The sequence below is a fragment of the Mycobacterium sp. PDNC021 genome (assembly GCF_048282635.1).
Taxonomy (GTDB): domain Bacteria; phylum Actinomycetota; class Actinomycetes; order Mycobacteriales; family Mycobacteriaceae; genus Mycobacterium; species Mycobacterium llatzerense.
The window spans coordinates 1147017-1155242 of the sequence record NZ_CP182502.1; the positions used below are offsets into that span (position 1 = coordinate 1147017).

At 67.0% G+C, this 8226-nt stretch carries 9 protein-coding genes; 5 read left to right on the top strand and 4 right to left on the bottom strand.

What is annotated here, in order from left to right; all coding sequences use genetic code 11:
* Positions 1 to 21: 21 nt before the first annotated feature.
* Both ACNO8X_RS05385 and ACNO8X_RS05390 read right to left on the bottom strand, forming a co-directional pair.
* Entirely contained in the window at positions 22 to 210 is a 189-nt protein-coding gene (locus ACNO8X_RS05385) for a ribosomal protein L7/L12 (RefSeq protein WP_418004472.1), read from the bottom strand.
* A complete protein-coding gene (locus ACNO8X_RS05390) occupies positions 207 to 1103 on the bottom strand; it encodes a DUF559 domain-containing protein (RefSeq protein ID WP_418004473.1) in 897 nt (298 codons plus the stop codon). The genes ACNO8X_RS05385 and ACNO8X_RS05390 overlap by 4 nt, the downstream gene beginning before the upstream one ends.
* Positions 1104 to 1302: 199 nt before the next feature.
* Here ACNO8X_RS05390 and ACNO8X_RS05395 point away from each other — a divergent pair, with 199 nt between their 5' ends.
* Entirely contained in the window at positions 1303 to 3312 is a 2010-nt protein-coding gene (locus tag ACNO8X_RS05395) for a DNA polymerase III subunits gamma/tau (protein ID WP_418004474.1), read from the top strand.
* On the opposite strand, the gene ACNO8X_RS05400 is transcribed toward ACNO8X_RS05395, so the two are convergent.
* Together ACNO8X_RS05400 and ACNO8X_RS05405 are read right to left on the bottom strand one after the other, a co-directional pair.
* Positions 3313 to 4617, bottom strand: coding sequence for a class I SAM-dependent methyltransferase (locus ACNO8X_RS05400; protein ID WP_418004475.1), 1305 nt, complete (start codon positions 4615 to 4617; stop codon positions 3313 to 3315).
* The gene (locus tag ACNO8X_RS05405) at positions 4614 to 6005 is read right to left on the bottom strand and encodes an FAD-binding oxidoreductase (protein WP_418004476.1); all 1392 of its coding nucleotides are present in this window, start codon (positions 6003 to 6005) and stop codon (positions 4614 to 4616) included. The genes ACNO8X_RS05400 and ACNO8X_RS05405 overlap by 4 nt, the downstream gene beginning before the upstream one ends.
* Before the next feature lie 72 nt (positions 6006 to 6077).
* Here ACNO8X_RS05405 and ACNO8X_RS05410 point away from each other — a divergent pair, with 72 nt between their 5' ends.
* The 4 genes from ACNO8X_RS05410 to ACNO8X_RS05425 all read left to right on the top strand — a co-directional run bounded on the left by ACNO8X_RS05410 (position 6078) and on the right by ACNO8X_RS05425 (position 8183).
* Entirely contained in the window at positions 6078 to 6515 is a 438-nt protein-coding gene (locus ACNO8X_RS05410) for an SRPBCC family protein (protein ID WP_133759341.1), read from the top strand.
* Between the two features lie 132 nt (positions 6516 to 6647).
* Entirely contained in the window at positions 6648 to 6980 is a 333-nt protein-coding gene (locus tag ACNO8X_RS05415; RefSeq protein WP_029119043.1) for a YbaB/EbfC family nucleoid-associated protein, read from the top strand.
* Between the two features lies 1 nt (position 6981).
* Positions 6982 to 7593, top strand: a complete 612-nt coding sequence (gene recR, locus ACNO8X_RS05420; protein ID WP_043399537.1) for a recombination mediator RecR — start codon at positions 6982 to 6984, stop codon at positions 7591 to 7593.
* Positions 7594 to 7958: 365 nt separating this feature from the next.
* The gene (locus tag ACNO8X_RS05425) at positions 7959 to 8183 is read left to right on the top strand and encodes an MbtH family protein (RefSeq protein ID WP_071286520.1); all 225 of its coding nucleotides are present in this window, start codon (positions 7959 to 7961) and stop codon (positions 8181 to 8183) included.
* Positions 8184 to 8226 lie beyond the last annotated feature (43 nt).

An 8226-nucleotide genomic window follows, 5' to 3' on the forward strand; every position in this document is an offset into this window, starting at 1 on the left:
ACTGCTCCGGTTGGTAGTCGGCTACAGCCGGTCGACGACGTCCTTGGCCTCTTTCAGGCCCATCCCGGTTTCCTCGCGCAGATGTTTGATGGCCTGGATCTTCTGTCCGGAGGCCGCCAGCCGCCAGACTTCCTGGCTCTCCCCTCCTGCGTTGACTGCGAACTGACGCCCCAGTTGTGCGAGTGACGGTGTGCGTGGATTCGCAGTCAACAACCGCGTTCGAGTGGGGGACCGTCGAGGGGCACCCGGCGCGGGCTGATCCTGAGCCCCGGTAGCCAGAGGCGATCCCATTCACGCTCCACCCGGGCGATGATGCTGGGCCGCCGATGTCCAGCTGCAACCCTGATGTGGGTCCAGCCGATTCTTGTGAGGTAGTCGCCCCGGTTGATGTCGTAGCCCAGTTGATTTGCGTGCTGCATTCCGTCGTATTCGACCGCCAGGGTCAGCTCCTTCCAACCCATGTCGAGGTAGTACATCGGGTGGCCATCGGGTCCCAGCACGGGAATCTGCGTCTGTGGCGGCGGAAAGCCTGCGTGGATCAGCATCAGCCGTAGGGCGGTTTCCTTGGGGGACTGGCTACCGGCGTCGAACAAGTCCAGCGCTTGCTCGAGCTGTCGCAGGCCGCGCGCGTGGCGGTGGTGTTCCGCCAGTGCGAGGACGTCGTCGGCCTTGAATCCGGTGGCCCGCGCAATTGCGTCGAGTCGAGCGACGGCGGCACCGATCAATCCTCGCCGCCCCAGATCGAAGGCGGTGCGCTCTGCGCTCGTGACCGACAGCCCGCCGATCCGGGTGATCTCACCGTCGCAGATCAACTCTCGGCGGGCGATGACGTTCCTCGGTGGCTTGGTCTTGGTGGTGATCAACTCGATCGGAACGTCGTCGGCTACCCATTTTGCGCCATGTAGCGCAGACGCGGCGGCCCCGGCGATCACCGCGTCGCGACCCGACCACAACCATGCCGCTGTTGTGCGTTGTTGTAGCGATAGAGCAGTCCGCTTGTCCGCGTATACGTTCGGCAGGACCGGGCGGTGGTAGCGGCGCAGTTCGTAACGGTTGATCAGACCGGCCGCCAGGGCTTCGCTGCCGATGAATGGTTCGGTCATGCCGGAAGCGTCGCGACCGACGGGGACGGAATCGAGAGTGTGCCGTACGTTGCGGCCCCGGCTGTGGATGAATCCCGCTCTGTGCAGAACACTCCGTTGACTGCGAACTGACGCCCCAGTTGTGCGAGTGACGGTGTGCGTGGATTCGCAGTCAACGGGCAGCAGAGCGTCAGTCGGACCCGCTCGGTAGCCTTCTCCCGTGGCTCTCTACCGCAAGTACCGACCGGCAAGTTTCGCTGAGGTTGTCGGGCAGGAGCATGTCACCGAGCCGCTGTGCAACGCGCTGGAATCGGGCCGGATCAACCACGCCTACCTGTTCTCCGGGCCGCGTGGCTGCGGTAAGACGTCGTCGGCGCGCATCCTGGCCCGCTCGCTGAACTGCGAGCAGGGCCCGACGGCCAACCCCTGCGGCGAGTGCCATTCGTGCGTGGCGCTGGCGCCCAACGGGCCGGGCAACATCGACGTCGTCGAGCTCGACGCGGCCAGCCACGGTGGCGTCGACGACACCCGTGAACTCCGGGACCGGGCGTTCTACGCGCCGGCGCAGTCCCGCTACCGCATCTTCATCATCGACGAAGCGCACATGGTGACCAATGCCGGTTTCAACGCGCTGCTCAAGATCGTCGAGGAGCCGCCGGAGCACCTGATCTTCGTGTTCGCCACCACGGAGCCGGAGAAGGTGCTGCCGACCATCCGGTCGCGTACCCACCACTACCCGTTCCGGCTGCTGCCGCCGAAGACCATGCGCGGCCTGCTCGAGAAGATCTGCACGCAAGAAGACGTACAGGTCGACGACGCGGTCTACCCCTTGGTCATCCGCGCGGGCGGCGGTTCGCCCCGCGACACGTTGTCGGTGCTCGACCAGCTGCTGGCCGGTGCCGAGGAGAATCGCGTCGTCTATCAGCGGGCGCTGTCGCTGCTGGGTGCCACCGACATGGCGCTGATCGACCGAGCCGTCGACGCGCTGGCCGCCGGCGACGGTGCGGCGCTCTTCGGGGCCGTGGAGTCGGTGATCGACGCCGGCCACGATCCGCGGCGGTTCGGTACCGATCTCCTGGAGCGCTTCCGGGATTTGATTGTGCTGCAAATAGTTCCGGACGCGGCGGCCCGCGGTGTGGTTGACGCCCCCGAGGACATCATGGAGCGCATGCGGGACCAGGCCGCCCAGATCGGCACCGCGACGCTGACCCGCTACGCCGAGGTGATGCACGCCGGGCTGGGGGAGATGCGCGGCGCGACGGCACCCCGGCTGCTGCTCGAAGTGGTGTGTGCCCGGCTGCTGCTGCCGTCGGCCAGCGACACCGAAGCCGCGCTGCTGCAACGGATCGAGCGCATCGAGACACGGATGAACGTCTCGATCCCGGCGTCTGAGGGCGGGGTCGCTGCTGCGCCGCGGCAAGCGCCCGTGGCGGCCCCGACCCCGGCTGCGGCGCCGAGTGCGGCGCCGGTTGCCGAGTCCTTCACGGACGCCTCGCCTGCTCCGTCGGCCGCATCTGCCGCGGCGAGCAATCGGCAGTTCATGCGGAGAAGTCAAGCGTCGCCGTCGGTTTCGGCGCCGGAACCCGAGCCCGCTCCGGCGCCCCCGGCGCCGCCCGCTCCCCGGCCCGAGCCACGTCCGGCACCTGAACCTGCGCCGGTTCAACGTGAAACATCACCGGAACCCGTCGCGCCGCCGGCGGCCGAACCGGCAGCCCCGGCGCCCGAGCAGCCGGCCGCGGCCGCTACGGGGACGCCCGGTGAGCCCGATGCGGCCGCGGTGCGGGCCATGTGGACGACGGTGCGCGAGAAGGTCCGTGCCCGCAGCCGCTCACTGGAAGCCATGCTGATGGAGGCGACGGTCCGCGGTATCGAGGGCGACACCCTGGTGCTGGCACACCCGGCCCCGCCGTTGGCGAAACGACTCAGCGAGCAGCACAACGCGGACGTCATCCGCGAGGCGCTCAAGGACGCGCTCGGGGTGAACTGGCGGGTGCGGTGCGACGCCGGTGCCGCGCCCGCGGGTGCGGTGGGGGCCGCGCCTGCCGCGTCGGCGCCACGCGCCGCGGCCCCGACGCCCGAGCAGCAGGCGGCCGTGGAGCGTGCCGAAGAAGAGGACATGCTGGCCGACGCCGCCAACGACCGCGGCACGGACGTGCCACGGCGCGATCCCGAAGAAGTGGCGCTGGAACTGCTCAAGAGCGAGCTGGGCGCCCGGCCGATCGGGGAGTGATCAGGGCGTCCACCACGGCCGCAGCGGCAGCCCGCCGTCGGCGCCGTGCTCGTCGAGTTTGACGGCGAGAACCTGGTGCAGCTGAACCACATCGGTCTCGAAGCCCACGCGTGAACCGGCCATGTACATGCCCCAGACCTTGGCTGTGGCCAGGCCGACCTCGGCGACCGCGTCGTCCCAGTTCCGCACCAGGTTGGCGCACCAGTCGCGTAGCGTCAGGGCGTAGTGCTGGCGCAGGTTCTCCTCGTGCAGCACCTCCAGCCCGGCGTCCTGGGCGGTGGCGATGATATGGCCCGAGCCGGTGAGTTCCCCGTCGGGGAAGACGTAGCGGTCGATGAATCCGCCGATGCTGCCGGCGTGGTTGTGCGGCCGGGTGATGCAGTGGTTGAGCAGCAGCCCGCCCGGGCGCAGCCGATCGCGCAGGAACCGGAAATACGCCGGGTAGTTGGCGACGCCGATGTGCTCGGTCAGGCCGATCGAGGACACCGCGTCGAAGCGCCCCTCCCGCACGTCGCGGTAGTCGCCGTGCAGGACGCGGGCGAGGTCGGACAGGCCCTCGTCGGCGATGGCGCGCTGGGCCCAGTCGGCCTGCTCCGCGGACAGCGTCACCCCGATGGCGTGGACACCGTGGCGGGCGGCGTACCGGACCATGCCGCCCCAGCCGCAGCCGACGTCGAGCAGCCGGTCGCCGGGCTGCAACCGCAGCTTGTCGAACACCAGCCGGTACTTGTTCTCCTGGGCTTCCTCGAGCGTGGCGTCCGGGTGCGGGTAGCAGGCGCATGTGTACGTCATCGACGGGCCGAGCACCCGCTCATAGAAGGCGTTCGACACGTCGTAGTGGTGGTGGATGGCCTCGGCGTCCCGGATTCGGCTGTGCCGCAGCCCTTCTGCCATCCGGCGCCATTTCGGCAGGGCCTCCTGCGGCGGTGGGGCGATGGGCAGCAGGTGTTCGAATCCGATGGACCGCACGATGTTCGCCAGCACCCGGAGCGGCGGACGCTTGAACTCCACCTTGTCGCCCAGGGCTTTGATGAGCTCGTACGGATCGCCCGGATGGACGCCGAGGGCCGCGAGGTCACCCGCGACGTAGGCGCGCGCCAGGCCCAGGTCGCCGGGTGCGGTCGCCAGGTACGTGGTGCCGCGTGGCGTGAGCAGATTCAGTCCCAGTTCAGCGTCCTCGGGGCCGGCCGAACTGCCGTCGTACGCTTCGAATTTCAGGGGCAGCCGACCGCTCGAGAAGCTCTCCAGCACCTCGGCCAAGGTCAGCTTGCCGTCGGTCGTGCCGCGGTCGTCAGTTGTCGTCATTGCCGTTGTACCGCCTTCGCATAGAGACCTAATAGCCGCGATTCAGGGTCGTAAACGTCCTTGACCTTCTGGTACTCGGCGCCGCCGTAGCGCCGGTCGAAATCCTCGGGCGAATAGAACGATTCGGAGTACAGGGATTTGTGGCCGCCGCACTCGTCGACCTTGTCCTCGATCAGCCGGTTCGTCTCGCCGGCCACCCGTCCGGCCGGGACCGATGACCAGAACCCGAGGTTGACGTAGCTGCGGTGGGGCTCGATCGGATACAGCGGCCAACGGGTGTCGCCGCGTAACCGTAACGGACACAACCAGATCGGGGTGATGGGCACGTGCTGGAGGAACCACTCGAGAAAGTCGACGACGCGCTCGACCGGCACCTCGACGTCCTGCACCACCCGCTCGCGCAGGGGCTGATCCGGGGCAAGGATGCTGTGCCGCTCGATGCGGTCGGCGATGCGGAATCGCTGGTCCAGGCCGACGAGCTTCCAGTAGACGCTGCTGCGCCGGTACCGGCGAGGCCACAGCCGCCGCACGAGCGGACGTTGCGCGCCGAACGCCTCGGAGCACCAGAACCAGTCGGTGTCCCAGCGCCAGAGGTAGTCGCCGGTGGTCAGCCGGTCGTGCCGCTCTCCGGAGTCGTGCTGGATGGAGCGGTAGAAGATGTGCTGGCCGGTGTAATCGCTGACCGGGCCGTCGGTTCCGGTCTTCATCCCCAGACACAGGTAGCTTTCGTCGGGACCGAACACGACGCCGTCGAGATAATCGACCTGGACGCCGTCATATCCGCCGGTGTCGAGGATGCGCTGCAGTGCGTCGACCAGGTCTGCCACACGGTGAAAGCGCAGGTGCCTCAGCTTGACGAACGGCCGCACGGGCTCCAGTTCGATGCGCAGCCGCACCGAATAGCCCAGCGTCCCATAGGAATTCGGGAAGGCATAGAAGAGATCCGAGTGAGTGTCCGGGGATGCGGTGACCAGCTCACCGGCGCCGGTGAGGATGTCCAGCTCCAGCACGGACTCGTGCGGCAGGCCGTTGCGGAACGACGTCGATTCGATGCCCAGCCCCGTCACCGCGCCACCGAGGGTGATGGTCTTGAGTTGCGGCACGACCAACGGCGCCAGGCCGAACGGCAGCGTCGCCGCCACCAGCGTCTCGTAGGTACACATGCCCTGCACGTCCGCTGTGCGGGACTCGCTGTCGACGGCGAGCACGCCGTCGAGCCCCGTGACGTCCAGACCCTTGGTCTTGGTGCGCGCCCGCGCCCGGAACAGGTTCGATGTCGGCTTCGCCAACCGCACCGTCTTGCCCCGCGGGATGGCGCGGTAGCTGTCCAGCAGTCGCTGAACGGCCGCCTCGTGGGCGGCCTGCGCGTCGGTCGTGACAGCTGTCACACCTATACGCTAGTCCGAGACAGCGGTCCTCGCGACCGCACAGTGATGCCATACGAACAGGAGTTTTGCCTGATGGGACAGGTCAGTGCGTCCAGCACCGTGTTGATTCTCGCCGAGCCGGAGAAGGTGCTGGCTGCGGTCTCCGACTACCAGACGGTGCGCCCGAAGATCCTCTCGTCGAACTACAGCGGGTACCAGGTGCTCGAAGGCGGCCAGGGCGCCGGCACCGTCGCCACCTGGAAGCTGCAGGCCACCAAGAAGCGTTCGCGTGAGGTGAAGGCCACGGTCGACGTCGCGGGCAAGAGCGTCATCGAGAAGGACGCCAACTCGTCGATGGTGACCACCTGGACCGTCGCCCCGGCGGGCACCGGCTCGACCGTCACCGTCAAGACCGCTTGGCAGGGTGCCGGCGGTATCGGCGGCTTCTTCGAGAAGACCTTCGCCCCGCTGGGCCTGCGCAAGATCCAGGACGAGGTGCTGGGCAACCTGAAGAAGGTCGTCGAAGGCTGAGCCTTCGGTCAGATACCGAAGGCTAGTTCTTCGGCGCGCGCAGATTTTTTCGCGGCCAGTCGGTCGCCCGACTTTCTGTCGGGCGACTAGGCTGGCGCGTAAACCCGATCATCGAAATCTGAGGGGATCACCATGCAACCCGGTGGCCAGCCTGATATGTCCGCGCTGCTTGCGCAGGCGCAGCAGATGCAGCAGCAGCTCATGGCGGCGCAGGAATCGCTGGCCACCTCGTCGGTGGTCGGCCAGGCCGGTGGTGGTCTGGTCAAGGTCACCATGATGGGCAGCGGTGAGATCACCGCGCTCACCATCGACCCGAAGGTCGTCGATCCCGATGACATCGAGACGCTGCAGGACCTCATCGTGGGTGCCCTTGGTGACGCTTCCGAGCAGGTGACGCTGATGGCGCAGCAGCGCCTCGGCCCGCTGGCCGGCGGCATGCAGGGCATGGGCCTGCCCGGGTTCTGATGTGTTTGAAGGACCCGTACAGGATTTGATCGACGAGCTCGGCAAGCTGCCGGGTATCGGTCCGAAGAGTGCCCAGCGCATCGCGTTCCACATGCTGTCGGTCGAGCCGCCGGAGATCGACCGGCTGACCGCGGTGCTGAACCGGGTGCGCGACGGCGTCAAGTTCTGTGCGGTGTGCGGCAACGTGTCCGATGACGACCGGTGCCGCATCTGCAGCGACCCGCGCCGCGACGGCACGTTGGTGTGTGTCGTCGAGGAGCCCAAGGACGTCCAGGCGGTGGAGCGCACCCGCGAATTCCGCGGGCGCTACCACGTGCTGGGTGGGGCGCTGGATCCGCTGTCCGGGGTTGGCCCGGATCAATTGCGAATTCGTGAGCTGCTCAACAGGATTGGGCAGCGGGTCGACGGTGTGGACATCGTCGAGGTGATCATCGCGACCGACCCCAATACCGAGGGCGAGGCCACTGCCACGTACTTGGTGCGCATGCTGCGGGACATTCCGGGGCTGTCGGTGACGCGCATCGCGTCGGGTCTACCGATGGGTGGCGACCTCGAGTTCGCCGATGAGCTGACGCTCGGCCGGGCCCTGGCCGGCCGCCGCGCCATGGTCTGATTCGCGGCTCGGCCGCGGTGGTTTTACTCGGTTTAACTCTCCGCTCGCCGAAACTGCATTCCGGCAGGCGCCCACTCGTACTTTTCCTGCTGGAATACCGTTTCGACGGAATCAGCTAACTATCGGAAATGCCAACTAGGTAGCGCGGCCAGCAAAGTCGGTACCACCGTTGGCATCAGGCAAAGAATGTCGCGAAACTCGTTACGCCATCGGTGATTTCGGACGGATTGCTCGATCGCGGCGCGCCGGGGCCAGTTTATTGACGCCCGTTTGTAGACATAGCGCGGGCATGTAGCATTCGCCCACGGGTCGAGCGGAAATCGCAACGCCCAATTATCTTGAGCGTCAATTCTTTTGGGAGCACCATGAGCACCAACCCGTTCGATGACGACAATGGATCTTTCTTCGTGCTGATCAACGACGAAGAGCAGCACAGTCTGTGGCCGACGTTTGCTGATGTTCCAGCGGGTTGGCGAGTGGTCTTTGGCGAGGCAGATCGCGCCTCATGCCTGGAATACATCGAGCGGGAGTGGACCGACATCCGTCCGAAGAGCTTGCGCGACCGACTGGCGGTGGGGCAGCGGCTCTGATCGTTCGTTAGATCGAGGGTAATTCGGTATTTCAGGGTTAGGG